Below are 14,309 nucleotides of genomic sequence, written 5' to 3'. Positions count from 1 at the left end.
CCGCGATGATGACCGGATGCGTTTCATGTTCGTCGGCGACTCCATGACCATCGGACGCGCGGGCGACTACACCTGGCGCTACCGGATGTGGCAGCACCTCAACGCGTCCTTCGGGGGCCCGTACAAGATCGTCGGTCCGCGCCGCGAGGTGTACGACACCTTCGCCGACGCGCCCGTCTCGCACGACTACGCCGACCCCGGCTTCCCGGACCACGCCCGCCGCCACCTGGCCGGCTGGGGCGAGGGCTGGCAGCACATGGCACCGCTGATCGGCGAGACCGTGGCCGTGCACAAGCCGGACGTGCTGCTGGTCTCCCTGGGCCTGATCGACCTCGGTTTCTACACCGCCTCGGACGAGACCGCGGCCAACGCCCGCCGGTTCGTAGCCGCGGCCCGCGAGGCCCGGCCGGGCATCCGGATGGTCCTGCTGCCGGTGATACCGAACGTCCGCGCCGAGTCGGACGCCCCCTTCGCCGCCGAGTGCGCCCGTTTCAACGAGCTGCTGGCCAAGGCGGTCGCCGACCTGGACACCCCGGCCTCGCCGATCCTGCTGGGCGCGCGGCCGAAGGAGTACGACATCCACCACGACACGTACGACGGCACTCACCCGAACGAGTCGGGTGAGCACCGTCTGGCGGGCGAGTTCGCCGATGCCATGTACCAGGCCTGGGGCATCGGCGCGCCGTACGCGATGCCCTGACTAGCGGGTCATCAGACCGAAGCGGTTGCCCCAGGATTCGATCTTCGGGTCGCTCACCGGCCGGACCTCCCGCGTGGGGGCCGCCCCGACGACGCCGTTCTTCACGCCGACGGACCAGATGGTCCCGCCCGACCACGTGAGGTTCACCTCGGGCCTCTTGTCCCCGTTCAGGTCGGCCAGCCTGATCTGGTGACCGAAGCGGATGATCCCGGCGGGCTTGGGGAAGCCCGCCGACTTGTAGTCGTAGAACTTCGAACCGCTCGCCATGACCCCGGACTTGCCGCCCTTGAGGACGTAGAGACCGCCACCGCTGCGGTTCCGGCAGCCGTCGTCGCAGGCCGGGGAGTTCTCGCCGGCGGCACCGACGACCAGGTCGGGGTAACCGTCGCCGGTGACGTCGGCCGCGCGGACATCGGAGCCGAACTGGTCCCTGTGCTGCGGGGTGCCCGGCACTCCGACGGTGTCCTCGCTGATGACCCGGACCCGCCGGCCGGCGTCCAGGCCGCCGCTGCCGCCGTACGCGATGTGGACGCGGCCGGCCTGGGTCACGTCCTCCCACTGGAAGTCGGGGTGGCCGACGGCCACGTCACCGTAACCGTCCCTGTCGAAGTCCGCGATCACCGCGTTCGTGCCGGCGCGGACCTTCGCGGACGTCGCCTTCAGACCCTTCGAGCCGCCGAGGAGCACCTTGCCGGGCCGCTCGCCGAGGAGCGTCCGGTCCCCGAGGACGACGAGGTCGTCGGCGGCGTCCTTGTCGATCCGGCCGGCTGCGATCCGGCCGGGCTCGTACGGCGAGTAGCGGAAGTCGATGCCGTCGTCGACCGGGAGGATCGCGGCGGGCTTGCCGGTGCGGGTGAACGGGCCCTTGAAGAGGTCCAGCCGGGTGCTGTGCCCGACGACCAGGTCGGTCTTCCCGTCACCGGTGAAGTCGCCCGTCACCAGGACGCCGCCGAAGGCGCCGAACTTCACGTCCGGATCGTTGTTGGCGATGTCCGAGCCGCCCTTGAGGCCCGTGGGGCTGCCCCACAGGATCGTGACCCGGGCCGTGTCCTTGCCGTCCGGCCCGCCGACCCAGTCCTCGGAACGCACGACGAGGTCGGCGTAGCCGTCGCCGTCGAGGTCGCCGTTGGCGATGACCTGGCCGAAGCCGTGGTTGAGCGCGGCCTTGCCGGGGACCCCGGGCGTGTCCTGGGTGATGGCCTTGAGGCCGGCCTTCTGAGCGCCGTACCCGGAGCCGTAGGAGACGGTGACGTACCCGGCCCCCCAGCCGGCGTTGGGCTTCTCCGCGGTCTCGGGGACCACGACGTTGGCGCTCCCCACGGCGATGGCGAGGTCGTGGTAGCCGTCGCCGTTGAAGTCGTCGGCGTACCGGGTGGCCGCGGGACCGGCGGCGGTGGCCGCGGGACCGGCGGCGGTGGCCGCCCGGGCCTCGGTGCCGCCGGAGACCAGCAGGCCCCCGGTGAGTGCCGTGGCCGCCGCGGCGACCGCGACGGCGTGACGCGTGTGGCGTCGCATGTGGAGTTCCCCCTGTTGGTGCGGTGGGTGCGGCCGGGGCGTCCGGCGCGCGCGCGTGCGCGTGCGCGGCGGACGCCCGGCCTTCGAGGCGTGCGGGCGAGGTCAGTTGACGAGGACGCCGAACTGGGTCGCGGTGCCCTGGAGTTGTGCGTCCGTCGGCGGGTTGACCACGCGGGTGGGCGAGGCGCCGGCGACCTTGCCGTCCTTCGTGCCGACCGACCAGACCTGCGGCACCGTCGCCTTGACCGGGAAGGTCAGCTCGGGCTGCCTGTCGCCGTTCAGGTCCGTGGCCTTGAGGTACGAGGGGATGCGGTACGTGCCCGCGGGGCGGGGCAGGCCGGGTGCGTTGTACGCGTAGAAGGCCGCGCCGGTGCCGGTGAGGCCCTTGGACGTGCCCTTCAGCACGTAGATGCCGCCGCCGCTGACGTAGCAGTGCTCGCAGGTGGGCTTGAACTCGCCGATGGCACCGACGGCGAGGTCGGCGTAACCGTCCCGGTTCAGGTCGGCCGCGGCGACCGACCAGCCGAAGCGGTCCGCGGCCCCCACGCTGCCCGGGATGCCGGCGCTGTCCTCGGTGAACGTGCGCACGGCGCGGTTCTCGTCCACGCCGTCGGCGCCGCCGTAGTTGATGCGCACCAGGCCCGCGGCGTACTCGGTGTCGATCTGGTTCTCCGGGTCGCCCACCGCGATGTCGCCGTAGCCGTCCCTGTCGAAGTCCCCGACGGCGACGCTGCTGCCGCCCCGGATGGTGGTCTCCGTGAAGCGCAGCCCGGAGGCCCCGCCGAGGAGCACCCGGCCCCGCAGCGGTCCGCCGATGTCGCGCCGCTCGCCGAGGACGACGAGGTCGTCGATGGCGCCCTTGTTGATCCGGCCCACGGTGATCCGGTTCTGCGCCCCCGATTCGAAGACGGGGTAGTCGCGGCCGAGGTCGATGTTCCTCGGAGCCGCGGCGGGCGAGCCGTCCGCCTTGAAGGGTCCCCGGAACAGCCAGAGCGAGGTGGAGTAACCGACGACGAGGTCGGACTTCCCGTCACCGGTGAAGTCACCGGCCTTCAGGACCACTCCGTAGCCCGGCCGCTTCTGGGGGTCGGCCATCAGGGTGCCGCCCTTGAGGCCCGAGGCGCTGCCCCAGAGCAGGGAGACCTGGTTGCCCCGCGCACCCACGGCGAGGTCCGCGTAGCCGTCGCCGTTGAAGTCGCCGCTGGTCAGGACCGCGCCGAAGCCACGGCCCTGCGCCGCGTCGCCCGGTACGCCGGGGCTGTTCTGGGTGAGGACCTTCAGGCCGGTCTTCTGGGCGCCGTACTTCGAGCCGTACGAGACGGTCACGTAGCCGGCCGCGGAGAGCAGGGTCTCGCCGTCCGCGCCCGTGACCTTGACGTTGCCGTCCGGGGCGCCGATCGCCAGGTCGTGGTACCCGTCGCCGTTGAAGTCGTCGGAGTACCGGGTGGCCGCGGGGGCCGTGGTGGCCGCCTGCGCCTGGGTGGGGGCCAGCAGGCCCCCGCTGAGCGTCGCGGCCGCCGCGGCGACCACCACGGCCTGACGGATGTGACGTCGCACGTCCGTTTCCCCCTAGTGGATTGGTTCGGATACGTACTCAAGACCCCTGCCGGGGCCGGAAGGTTGTAGGCCGCCCGGCCCGGATCTCAGCGGGTGATCAGACCCAGGTCGGCCGGGAACTGCGGCGTGCGGTGGATCAGCGGGTCGGCCGGCGGCCGGACCACGCGGGTCGGCGAGGCTCCGGCGACCTTGCCGTCCTTCGTGCCGACGGACCAGACCTGCTGGCCGGACTCGTACATGCTCGACAGGGCCAGGGTGATCTCCGGCTGCCGGTCGCCGTCGAGGTCGGTGACCTTCAGCTGGCGTGCGATGCGGGCCACACCGGGCAGGGCGGGCAGGCCGGCCGCCTTGTGGCCGTAGAACGCGGCGCCGGCGCCGGTCGGGCCCTTGGCCGTGCCCTTGAGCACGTACAGGCCGCCCCCGCTGACGTAGCAGTGCTCGCAGGTGGGCCGGTTCTCGCCGACCGCGGCGACGATCAGCTCCGGGCGGCCGTCACGGTCGAGGTCGCCCACCGCGACGTCGGAGCCGAACTGGTCCCCCGCGCCCGGGGCCCCGGGGACGCCCGTGGTGTCCTCGGTGAAGGTCCGCACGGCGCGGTTCTCGTCCACCCCGGCGGCGGAACCCATGGTGACGTGGACCCTGCCCACCCAGCGCTCGCCGTCCCGCTCGTGCTCCGGGTCGCCCACGGTGATGTCGCCGTAGCCGTCCCTGTCGAGGTCGGCGATCACGGCGCTGCCGCCCCCGCGCACGGTGCCTTCCGTCAGGCGCAGGCCGGACGGGCCGCCGAGGAGCACGCGGCCGCGACCGCGCCCGTCCGGGAGGACGACGAGGTCGTCGATGGTGCCCTTGTTGATCCGGCCGACGGCCAGTCGCCTGACGACACCGGCGGCGCCGAAATCGACGTTCGCGCCGAGCTCCACCGGCTGGACCCGGGAGGGGCGGCCGTCGGCCGCGAACGGGCCGCGGAACAGGTGGAGCCGCGAGTCCTGGCCCACGAGCAGGTCGGCCTTGCCGTCCCCGGTGAAGTCACCGGCCGCGAGCGCGACACCGAAGCGGTACTGCAGCGCGGGTGCCACCGGGACGGTGCTGCCGCCCTTCAGGCCCGTCGGACTGCCCCACAGCAGGGTGACCACGCCCTTCTGCGGCGTGTCCCAGTCGACGAAGGGCGAGCGCGAGGACACCGCGAGGTCCGCGTACCCGTCGCCGTTGAAGTCGCCGTTGGCCAGCGCCAGGCCGAAGTTCTGGCGCTCGCCCGCCGTGCCGGGCACGCCCGGGCTGTTCTGGGTGACGGCCTTCAGACCGGTCTTCTGGGCGCCGTACTTCGAACCGTACGAGACGGTCACGTAGCCCGCGTCGTAGGCGATCACGGTGCCGCCGTCCGCCCCGGGCACGTTGAGGGCGGCCCCCGCGGACGCGGCCGCCAGGTCGTGGCGGCCGTCGCCGTTGAAGTCGTCGGCGTACCGGGTGGGCGCGGGCCCCGTGGCCGCCTGGGCCTGGGTGGAGACCAGCAGGCCTCCGGTGAGCGTGGCGACCGCCGCAGCGGTCGTGACGGTCCTGCGGAAGTGACGTCGCACGTCCGGTTCCCCCCTGGGAATGCGATCGGTAACACCCCCAAGACCCCTGACAGCAGAGAACGGTTGTACGGATCTTTGCCCCGCCCCCCGCCCCGCGCCCTTGCCCGCGCCGCGCCGATCGAGTTGGCTTGCGGACCATGAAGTACACGCAGCTCGGACGCACTGGACTCAAGGTCAGCCGACTCGTACTCGGCACCATGAACTTCGGCCCGCAGACGAACGAGGCCGACAGCCACGCGATCATGGACGCGGCGCTGGAAGCGGGCATCAACTTCTGCGACACGGCCAATGTGTACGGGTGGGGCGAGAACAAGGGCCGCACCGAGGAGATCATCGGCACGTGGTTCGCGCAGGGCGGGGGGCGCCGCGACAAGGTGGTCCTCGCCACCAAGGTGTACGGCTCCATGGACCGCCAGGGCGAGACCTGGCCGAACCACGACCGGCTCTCCGCGCTGAACATCCGGCGGGCCGTCGACGCCAGCCTCAGGCGGCTCCGTACCGACTACATCGACGTCTACCAGTTCCACCACGTCGACCGCCGGACCCCCTTCGAGGAGATCTGGCAGGCGATCGACGTGCTCGTCCGGCAGGGCAAGATCCTGTACGCCGGATCCTCCAACTTCCCCGGTTACAAGATCGCCCAGGCCAACGAGACGGCCGCCCGGCGCGGCATGGTCGGCCTGGTCAGCGAGCAGTGCCTGTACAACCTCGCGGAACGGCGCGCAGAGATGGAGGTCATCCCGGCCGCGCAGGAGTACGGGCTCGGCGTCATCCCGTGGTCCCCGCTGCACGGGGGCCTGCTCGGCGGCGTGATCAAGAAGGAGGCCGAGGGCGGCCGCCGGGCCTCCGGACGGTCCGCGGACGCACTGGCCAGCAGCACCGTGCGGGCGCAGGTGCAGGCGTACGAAGACCTGCTCGACAAGCACGGCCTGGCGCCCGGCGAGGCCGCCCTGGCCTGGCTGCTCACCCGGCCCGGCGTGACCGGCCCGATCGTCGGGCCGCGCACGGCGGAGCAGCTGGAGGGGGCGCTGCGGGCGGTCGAGCTGGAGCTGCCGGACGAGGTGCTGAGCGGGCTGGACGAGATCTTCCCGGGCCCGGGTCCCTCCCCGGAGGCCTTCGCCTGGTAGCGCGGCCGCGTACGGCGTGCTGCGCGCAGGGCGTGGCCCGCATGTGAGGAACCGCAGACGGCGTCGCTCGCGTACGGGAAGCCTCGCGTACGGCGTACCGCGCGGTGGCGGCTGCTGCTACTTCAGGGCGGCCGCCACCGCGACGACGACGAACATGACGGCGAGCACACCGGCCATTACCCGGTTCCTGGTCTTGGGATCCACCCTTCGAGCGTAACCGGCCCCGCGGGTCAGCCCGCCAGCGGCCAGGCCTCGACCACGTCGTAGCGGGGCTGCTCGCCGGGCACGCCGTGCGCCGGCAGGGTGCTGCGGACCAGGGACAGCTCGCCGACCTGCCAGGGCGCGCCCTCGAAGGAGCCCAGCGCCTCGGTGTACGGGTGCAGGTCGGCCCGCGCCCGGCTGCGGGCGACCGTCAGGTGCGGGGTGAAGCGGCGGTGGCGCTCCATCGGGACGCCGGAGCGGCGGGCCGCGGCGTCCGCGCGCTCGGCGAGCAGGTGGATCTCGTCGACCCCGCCGGCCGCGCCGATCCACAGGGCGTGGCCGCTGAACTGTCCGGCGCCGTGCAGGCGCAGCGGGAACGGCGCCGTACGGTGCGCCGCGCGGGCCAGCCGGGCGTGCAGCTCGGGGAGCAGCTCCTCCCCCACCTCCCCCATGAAGGCCAGGGTGAAGTGCCACCCGGCGTGCCCGGTCCAGCGCAGCCCGTCGCCGCCGGCCCGGCGCAGCGGGTCCACGACCCGGGCCAGCTCGTCGAGCACCTCCCCGGGCGGCAGCACGGCGGCGAAGAGTCTCATGCGGCGACGATAGTCCTCGCCGCGGGAGTCGGCAGGGGCTCCGGCCGCCGGGCCGGCCCCGGCCGACGCCCGGCGGCCCGGCGGGCGGACCCGGCCGCCCGCCGGGCGCCGTCACGCGGCGGTGGCGAGCTGTTCGCGGCGCGGTACGAAGGCGACGTGCGTATGGCCGGGCCTGAGGTCCACCCGGAGGCGGAGGCCGCCGACGCGGGCCAGCACCAGGCCGACGCCGACCGCGGCGGCGAGCGACACGAGGCCGCCCGCGGCCATGCCCACGCGGGCGCCGTAGGTGTCCGTGACCCAGCCGACCAGGGGCGCGCCCAGCGGCATGCCGCCGGTGAACACCATCATGAACAGGGCCATGACGCGGCCCCGCATCTCCGGGTCGGTGGCCATCTGGACGCTGGAGTTCGCCGTGACGTTCACGGTGAGCCCGAACATGCCGATCGGCACCAGGAGCGCGGCGAAGAGCCAGAGGCCCGGCGCGAACGCGGTGATCGTCAGCAGGGCGCCGAACAGTACGGCGGCCACGACCAGCAGCCGCAGCCGGGCCAGCCCGCGCCGGGCGGCCAGCAGCGCCCCGGCGAGGGAGCCGACCGCGATGAGCGAGTTGAACAGGCCGTACGTGCCGGCCTCCCCGTGGAAGACGTCGTCCGTGAAGGCCGACAGCCAGATCGGGAAGTTGAACCCGAAGGTGCCGATGAAGCCGACCAGCACGATCGGCCACACCAGCTCCGGGCGCCCGGCCACGTAGCGCAGGCCCTCGCGGAGCTGGCCCTTGGCGCGCGGCCGGGGCTCGACCACGTGCAGCTCTCGGGTCCGCATCAGCAGCAGGCCGGCGATCGGTGCCGCGAAGGACAGGCCGTTCAGCAGGAAGGCCCAACCGGAGCCGACGGCGGTGATCAGCACGCCGGCGACGGCGGGGCCCACCAGCCGCGCGGTCTGGAAGTTCGCGGAGTTCAGGCTGACCGCGTTGGCCAGCTGCCGCTTGCCGACCATCTCCGAGACGAAGGTCTGCCGGGCCGGGTTGTCGACCACCGTGATCAGGCCGGCCAGGAAGGCGGCCAGGTAGACGTGCCACACCTGGACGTGCCCGGTGACGGTGAGCACGCCGAGCGCGACGCCGGTGAGGCCGAGGGCCGAGTTGGTGGCGATCAGCAGCGGCCGCTTCGGCAGGCGGTCGGCGAGGACGCCGCCGTAGAGGCCGAAGAGCAGCATCGGCAGGAACTGCAGGGCGATCGTGATGCCGACCGCGGAGGCGGATCCCGTCAGGGAGAGGACCAGCCAGTCCTGCGCGATGCGCTGCATCCAGGTGCCGGTGTTCGAGACGACCTGGCCGGTCGCGAAGAGCCGGTAGTTCCGGATCCTCAGCGAGCTGAACATCGTGCTCTTGCGGGTGGCGCTCGGGGCGGTGCCGGCCGGGGTGCGGCCGGCGCCGGGTGCTGCGGGTGCAGCAGGTGCAGCGGGTGTTGCGGGTGCAGCGGGTGTTGCGGGTCCAGCAGGTGTTGCGGGTCCAGCGGGTGGTGTCGGGGTGGATTTCGGTCCGGGTGCGGAGTCTGCTCCGTTTCCCGTACTCAAAGGCTTTCGCCTCCTCGGCTCGTCCTTACAGGTGCGCGAGCTTGTCGAGGACGGGCGCGGCGGCGCGCAGCTTGGCCCACTCGTCCTCGTCGAGCTCGGCCGCGAGCCGGGCCAGGAACGCGTTGCGCTTGCGGCGGCTCTCTTCGAGCATCGCCTCGGCGCGTTCGGTCTGGCTGACCACCTTCTGCCGGCGGTCGTCCGGGTGCGGCTCCAGCCTGACCAGCCCCTTGGCCTCCAGCAGCGCGACGATGCGGGTCATCGACGGCGGCTGGACGTGCTCCTTGCGGGCCAGCTCACCGGGGGTGGCCGAGCCGCAGCGTGCGAGGGTGCCGAGCACCGACATCTCGGTCGGGCTGAGCGATTCGTCGACGCGCTGGTGCTTCAGGCGCCGGCCCAGCCGCATGACGGCCGAGCGGAGGTCGTTCACGGCGGCAGCATCGTCGCCATGGGTGAGGTCAAGCATGTATTTAGAGTAGCTCATTAGTCAGTCTAAATACCAACGGATTACGGGCGGCGCGCCGTGATACCCAGGCCGCAGCCTCCTGACGGCACGTGTCACCCGTAAGGGTGAGACCGTTCCGGAAAGTGACCCCGCCCGCCGCCCGCTGCCCCGACCCTGTGCCCATGGGGACACACGTGCTCAGCATGCGCATAGACGGGGAGCTGCTGGCCCGGCTGCGGGACCACGCCGCCAAACGCGGAATGAGCGTCCAGGACTACGTGGTCCGGACGCTCATCCGCGATGACTTCGACGAGCGCTTCAAGGCGGCCGTCGACGAGACGGAGAAGTTCTACGGGCTCACCTGAGCCCGCGGAGAACCCCACCGGGGCAAGTCCTACGTGAGGCCCAGGGCAGGCATCGCGTAGTAGAAGACGAACACCGCCGACACGACGTACATCGCCGCCGGGACCTCACGGCCCCGTCCGGCCGCCAGCCGCAGCACGGTGAAGGCGATGAAGCCGATGCCGATGCCGTTGGTGATCGAGTACGTGAAGGGCATCGTCAGCATCGCCAGGAAGGCCGGGACGGCGATGGTGAAGTCGCTCCAGTCGATGTCCTTGACGGAGCCCGCGAGGATCAGGAAGCCGACCGGGACGAGGGCGGGGGTGGCCGCCTGCGAGGGCACCATCGTGGCCAGCGGGGTGAGGAACAGCGCCACGGCGAAGAGCGCGCCGGTCACGACGCTCGCCAGGCCCGTACGGGCGCCCTCGCCGACGCCCGCGGTGGACTCGACGAAGCAGGTGTTCGCGGAGGAGGACGTGGCGCCGCCGGCCGCGACGGCGATGCCGTCGACGATCAGGACCTTGTTGATGCCGGGGAAGTTGCCGTCCCGGTCCATCAGCTTCGCCTCGTCGCCGACCCCGAGGATGGTGCCCATCGCGTCGAAGAAGCAGGACAGCAGCACGGTGAAGACGAAGAGGGCGCCGGTCAGGAAGCCGACCTTGTCGAAGCCGCCGAACAGGCTGACCTGACCGACGAGCCCGAAGTCGGGCGCGGCGACCGGGTTGCCCGGCCACTCCGGCACGGTCAGGCCCCAGGCCTGGCCCGGAAGGCCGGCGATCAGCTGGACGGCCACCGCGACGACGGTCATGACGACGATCGAGATCAGGATGGCGCCCGGGGTCTTGCGGATGAGCAGCGCCAGCGTCAGCAGCACGCCGAGTACGAAGACCAGCACGGGCCAGCCGTGCAGGTGGCCGTCGCTGCCGAGCTGGAGCGGGACGGTGGTGTGCGCGGCGTCCGGGATGCGGGAGACGAAGCCCGAGTCGACCAGGCCGATCAGCATGATGAAGAGGCCGATGCCGATCGCGATGCCCTTGCGCAGGCCCAGCGGGACGGCGTTCATCACGCGCTCGCGCAGGCCGGTGGCCACCAGCAGCATCACGATGAAGCCCGCGAGGACCACCATGCCCATGGCGTCGGCCCAGCTCATGCGCGGGGCGAGCTGGAGGGCGACGACCGTGTTCACGCCGAGGCCGGCGGCCAGGGCGATCGGGACGTTGCCGATCACACCCATGAGGAGGGTGGTCAGGGCCGCGGTCAGCACGGTGGCGGTGACCAGCTGGCCGCCGTCGAGCTGGTGGCCGTACATGTCCTTCGCGCTGCCGAGGATGATCGGGTTCAGCACGATGATGTAGGCCATCGCGAAGAAGGTGGCGAAGCCGCCGCGGACCTCGCGGGCCACGGTGGACCCGCGCTCGGAGATCTTGAAGTAGCGGTCCAGGGCGGACCCGGTCCCCTGCGGGGGAGTCTGGGGGGCGGTGGCCGGGGCGGCGGGGGCCGACGTGCTCATTCGGTCCTCAAAGGGTTTGCTTAGGAGATTCGCACCAATAAATTCGGTCGCGAACAAACCGTTTCAGTATGAACACATGAACGAAGGGGCGTCCATCTCCGCGCGTAGACCGTTCAGGAGGCCACCTAGACTGGCCCGCATGGCGAAGTGGACCCCCAAGCACGAGGCACCCGAGCCCCTGGAGGGGCCGGTCGTCGCCACCATCACCGGCGGCACGATCCTCTGGTTCGCCATGTTCGTGGTGCAGCTCCCGTTCTACGGCTGGTTCGCCGACCGGGACCTCCTGTGGTGGGTCTGGACCTGCGCGGCCGGCGGCGCCCTCGGGCTGATCGGCATCTGGTACGTACGCGCCCGCGACGCCGCGCTCAAGCGCCACGCGGCCGAATCCGCCGGGCGACCCCAGGACGATCCGGGTCATACCGAGGTCTGATCTTCCCGCCGCTCGGCGGGTGAAGCGGCACGACCCCGCTTACCGTCGAAACCATGACGCAGCGGGCGAAGATCGACACCGACGAGCCGGAGCCGGGCGGCGGGGGCGCGGGCGGCACCCGTGGCACCGCGATCGACGCGGGCGCGGAGCTCGACCCCGTACACCCCGTACGACTGCCCGCCCCCGTCTTCCAGCCGGGCGGCCTCACCGCGGCGGCCGTCGCCGAACGCATCGCGCGCGGCGACGTCAACGACGTACCGGTGCGCAGCAGCCGCTCGACGGCCGACATCGTCCGCGGCAACGTCTTCACCCGCTTCAACGCGATCATCGGCGTCCTCTGGGTGATCATGCTCTGTGTCGCGCCCATCCAGGACAGCCTCTTCGGCTTCGTGATCATCGCGAACACCGGCATCGGCATCATCCAGGAGCTGCGCGCCAAGAAGACCCTCGACGGGCTCGCCTTGATCGGCGAGGTCAAACCCACCGTCCGGCGCGACGGCAGGGCCGCCGAGATCTCCACCTCCGAGATCGTCCTGGACGACGTGATCGAGCTCGGCCCCGGGGACAAGGTCGTCGTCGACGGCGTCGTGGGCGAGGCCGACGGACTGGAGATCGACGAATCACTGCTGACCGGCGAGGCGGACCCGGTCCTGAAGAAGCCCGGCGACGAGGTGATGTCGGGCTCGTTCGTGGTCGCGGGCGGCGGCGCCTTCACCGCCACCAAGGTCGGCCGCGAGGCGTACGCCGCTCAGCTGGCCGAGGAGGCCTCCCGCTTCACACTCGTCCACTCCGAGCTGCGCTCCGGCATCTCCACCATCCTCAAGTACGTGACCTGGATGATGATCCCGACCTCGATCGGCCTGATCATCAGCCAGCTGGTGGTCAAGGACACCAACCTCCAGGACTCCATCGCCCGGACCGTCGGCGGCATCGTCCCGATGATCCCCGAGGGCCTGGTGCTGCTGACCTCCGTGGCCTTCGCCATCGGCGTCATCCGGCTGGGCCGCAAGCAGTGCCTGGTCCAGGAGCTGCCGGCCATCGAGGGGCTGGCCCGCGTGGACGTGGTCTGCCTCGACAAGACCGGCACCCTCACCGAGGGCGGCATGGACGTCACCGAGCTGCGGCCCATGGGCGGCGCGGACATCACGTACGTACGCAAGGTCCTCGGCGCCCTCGGCGAATCCGACCCGCGGCCCAACGCCAGCCTGCAGGCCATCATCGACGCCTACCCGGACGAGGAGGAGTGGCGCTGTACGGAGTCGCTGCCCTTCTCCTCGGCCCGCAAGTACAGCGGTGCCAGCTTCAGCGAGGGCGACGGGGAGAACTCCACCTGGCTGCTGGGCGCGCCCGACGTGCTGCTGCCCTCCGGCGACCCGGCCCTGGACGAGATCAACGCGCTCAACGAGCAGGGGCTGCGCGTGCTGCTCCTCGCCCGGTCCGCCCGCGAGCTGGACGACCCGCAGATCGGCGCCGGCGCCCGCCCCACCGCCCTGATCGTCCTCGAACAGCGGCTGCGCCCCGACGCCGCCGACACCCTGCGCTACTTCGACGAGCAGAACGTCCACGCCAAGGTCATCTCGGGCGACAACGCGGTCTCCGTCTCGGCGGTGGCCGGGAAGCTGGGCCTGCCGGGCGCCGAGAACACCGTGGACGCGAGGCAGCTGCCGGCGGACCGGGCCGCGATGGCGGCGGAGCTGGACCGGAACGCGGTCTTCGGCCGGGTCACCCCGCAGCAGAAGCGGGACATGGTCGGCGCGCTCCAGTCCCGTGGCCACACCGTGGCGATGACCGGCGACGGCGTCAACGACGTGCTGGCCCTGAAGGACGCCGACATCGGCGTCTCCATGGGCTCCGGGTCCGAGGCCACCCGCGCCGTGGCCCAGATCGTGCTGCTCAACAACTCCTTCGCCACGCTCCCCTCGGTGGTCGCCGAGGGCCGCCGGGTCATCGGCAACATCACCCGTGTGGCCACGCTCTTCCTGACGAAGACCGTCTACTCGGTGCTGCTGGCCATCCTGGTGGTGTGCTGGCAGGTGGAGTACCCCTTCCTGCCGCGGCACCTGACCCTGCTGTCCACCCTCACCATCGGCGTCCCGGCCTTCTTCCTGGCCCTGGCCCCGAACAAGGAGCGGGCCAGGCCGCACTTCGTGAAGCGCGTGATGCGGTACGCGATCCCGGGCGGCACCATCGCCGCGCTGGCCACCTTCGTCACGTACCTGCTGGCCCGGAACCACTACACCGGCGAGGGGGCGCTTGAGGCAGAGACCAGCGCCGCCACCCTGACCCTGTTCCTGGTGTCGATGTGGGTGCTGGCGATCATCGCCCGCCCGTACACGTGGTGGCGGGTGGGGCTGGTCGGGGCGATGGGGCTGGCGTTCCTGCTGGTCCTGGTGGTGCCGTGGCTCCAGCACTTCTTCGAGCTGAAGCTGGTCGGCACGACCATGCCCTGGGCCGCGGTGGCCATCGCGGCCGCCGCCGCGGTGCTGGTGGAGTTCACCTTCCGCTGGGTCGACCGCCGCTTCCCGGCCTAGTCGGCGTCCCCGCGCGGCCGGAGTGGTCCCCCGGTCCGGCGCGTGCGGTTCCGGCCCCACCCCCGTGGGAGCCCGTTCCGCACGCGCCGGACCCGTTCGGGGTGGCCGTGCGCCGTCCGGACGTGCGCTGTCCGGCCGACTGCTACGACGCGTTCTCGGCCGGAATGGTTGTACGCGGGCCGGGACCGGCTCGCGGGACGGCTCGCGGGAGCGGC

12 protein-coding genes are annotated in these 14,309 nt (G+C 72.0%); 5 read left to right on the top strand and 7 right to left on the bottom strand.

What is annotated here, in order from left to right; all coding sequences use genetic code 11:
* Nucleotides 1-16 precede the first annotated feature (16 nt).
* Entirely contained in the window at nucleotides 17-700 is a 684-nt protein-coding gene (locus ACIF6F_RS00910) for a GDSL-type esterase/lipase family protein (protein ID WP_399939324.1), read from the top strand.
* On the opposite strand, the gene ACIF6F_RS00905 is transcribed toward ACIF6F_RS00910, so the two are convergent.
* The 3 genes from ACIF6F_RS00905 to ACIF6F_RS00895 all read right to left on the bottom strand — a co-directional run bounded on the left by ACIF6F_RS00905 (nucleotide 701) and on the right by ACIF6F_RS00895 (nucleotide 5,346).
* Nucleotides 701-2,215: an FG-GAP and VCBS repeat-containing protein gene (locus ACIF6F_RS00905; protein ID WP_399939323.1), complete on the bottom strand. Its 1,515-nt coding sequence runs from the start codon at nucleotides 2,213-2,215 to the stop codon at nucleotides 701-703.
* A 102-nt stretch (nucleotides 2,216-2,317) separates the two neighbouring features.
* Nucleotides 2,318-3,772, bottom strand: coding sequence for an FG-GAP-like repeat-containing protein (locus ACIF6F_RS00900; protein ID WP_399939321.1), 1,455 nt, complete (start codon nucleotides 3,770-3,772; stop codon nucleotides 2,318-2,320).
* Nucleotides 3,773-3,858: 86 nt separating this feature from the next.
* A complete protein-coding gene (locus ACIF6F_RS00895; protein ID WP_399939320.1) occupies nucleotides 3,859-5,346 on the bottom strand; it encodes an FG-GAP repeat domain-containing protein in 1,488 nt (495 codons plus the stop codon).
* Between the two features lie 137 nt (nucleotides 5,347-5,483).
* On the opposite strand from ACIF6F_RS00895, the gene ACIF6F_RS00890 reads away from it, so the two are divergent.
* Nucleotides 5,484-6,473 carry an aldo/keto reductase gene (locus ACIF6F_RS00890; RefSeq protein WP_399939318.1) on the top strand — a complete coding sequence of 330 codons (990 nt, stop codon included), beginning with the start codon at nucleotides 5,484-5,486 and terminating at the stop codon, nucleotides 6,471-6,473.
* Between the two features lie 230 nt (nucleotides 6,474-6,703).
* Here the strand turns inward: ACIF6F_RS00890 and thpR are convergent, their stop codons facing one another.
* The 3 genes from thpR to ACIF6F_RS00875 form a co-directional block, all read right to left on the bottom strand.
* Complete coding sequence (thpR, locus tag ACIF6F_RS00885) at nucleotides 6,704-7,264, bottom strand: RNA 2',3'-cyclic phosphodiesterase (RefSeq protein WP_399939316.1); 561 nt, start codon at nucleotides 7,262-7,264, stop codon at nucleotides 6,704-6,706.
* A 111-nt stretch (nucleotides 7,265-7,375) separates the two neighbouring features.
* Complete coding sequence (locus tag ACIF6F_RS00880) at nucleotides 7,376-8,839, bottom strand: MFS transporter (protein ID WP_399939314.1); 1,464 nt, start codon at nucleotides 8,837-8,839, stop codon at nucleotides 7,376-7,378.
* A gap of 25 nt (nucleotides 8,840-8,864) precedes the next feature.
* Nucleotides 8,865-9,302, bottom strand: a complete 438-nt coding sequence (locus ACIF6F_RS00875) for a MarR family winged helix-turn-helix transcriptional regulator (protein WP_399939311.1) — start codon at nucleotides 9,300-9,302, stop codon at nucleotides 8,865-8,867.
* 161 nt (nucleotides 9,303-9,463) lie between these two features.
* Between ACIF6F_RS00875 and ACIF6F_RS00870 the strand changes: the two genes are divergently transcribed.
* The gene (locus ACIF6F_RS00870) at nucleotides 9,464-9,646 is read left to right on the top strand and encodes a ribbon-helix-helix protein, CopG family (protein WP_399939308.1); all 183 of its coding nucleotides are present in this window, start codon (nucleotides 9,464-9,466) and stop codon (nucleotides 9,644-9,646) included.
* A 29-nt stretch (nucleotides 9,647-9,675) separates the two neighbouring features.
* Here ACIF6F_RS00870 and ACIF6F_RS00865 read toward each other — a convergent pair whose 3' ends face one another.
* Entirely contained in the window at nucleotides 9,676-11,133 is a 1,458-nt protein-coding gene (locus ACIF6F_RS00865; RefSeq protein ID WP_399939305.1) for an NCS2 family permease, read from the bottom strand.
* 139 nt (nucleotides 11,134-11,272) lie between these two features.
* On the opposite strand from ACIF6F_RS00865, the gene ACIF6F_RS00860 reads away from it, so the two are divergent.
* Nucleotides 11,273-11,563 carry a DUF2530 domain-containing protein gene (locus ACIF6F_RS00860; protein ID WP_399939302.1) on the top strand — a complete coding sequence of 97 codons (291 nt, stop codon included), beginning with the start codon at nucleotides 11,273-11,275 and terminating at the stop codon, nucleotides 11,561-11,563.
* 53 nt (nucleotides 11,564-11,616) lie between these two features.
* On the top strand, nucleotides 11,617-14,094 hold the full coding sequence (locus ACIF6F_RS00855) for an HAD-IC family P-type ATPase (RefSeq protein WP_399939299.1): 2,478 nt from the start codon (nucleotides 11,617-11,619) through the stop codon (nucleotides 14,092-14,094).
* Nucleotides 14,095-14,309: the final 215 nt, after the last annotated feature.

Source organism: Streptomyces sp. NPDC086023 (assembly GCF_044540325.1).
Taxonomy (GTDB): Bacteria; Actinomycetota; Actinomycetes; order Streptomycetales; family Streptomycetaceae; genus Streptomyces.
Note: the sequence above shows the minus strand (reverse complement) of the source record. Positions and strands in the feature narration are given on the sequence as shown.

Excerpts from the sequence above, each read along its gene's own strand:
- thpR (WP_399939316.1), bottom strand. The coding sequence starts at position 7,264 with ATGAGACTCTTCGCCGCCGTGCTGCCGCCCGGGGAGGTGCTCGACGAG.
- ACIF6F_RS00860 (WP_399939302.1), top strand. The coding sequence starts at position 11,273 with ATGGCGAAGTGGACCCCCAAGCACGAGGCACCCGAGCCCCTGGAGGGG.
- ACIF6F_RS00905 (WP_399939323.1), bottom strand. The coding sequence starts at position 2,215 with ATGCGACGCCACACGCGTCACGCCGTCGCGGTCGCCGCGGCGGCCACG.
- ACIF6F_RS00890 (WP_399939318.1), top strand. The coding sequence starts at position 5,484 with ATGAAGTACACGCAGCTCGGACGCACTGGACTCAAGGTCAGCCGACTC.
- ACIF6F_RS00855 (WP_399939299.1), top strand. The coding sequence starts at position 11,617 with ATGACGCAGCGGGCGAAGATCGACACCGACGAGCCGGAGCCGGGCGGC.
- ACIF6F_RS00865 (WP_399939305.1), bottom strand. The coding sequence starts at position 11,133 with ATGAGCACGTCGGCCCCCGCCGCCCCGGCCACCGCCCCCCAGACTCCC.
- ACIF6F_RS00910 (WP_399939324.1), top strand. The coding sequence starts at position 17 with ATGCGTTTCATGTTCGTCGGCGACTCCATGACCATCGGACGCGCGGGC.
- ACIF6F_RS00875 (WP_399939311.1), bottom strand. The coding sequence starts at position 9,302 with ATGCTTGACCTCACCCATGGCGACGATGCTGCCGCCGTGAACGACCTC.
- ACIF6F_RS00870 (WP_399939308.1), top strand. The coding sequence starts at position 9,464 with ATGGGGACACACGTGCTCAGCATGCGCATAGACGGGGAGCTGCTGGCC.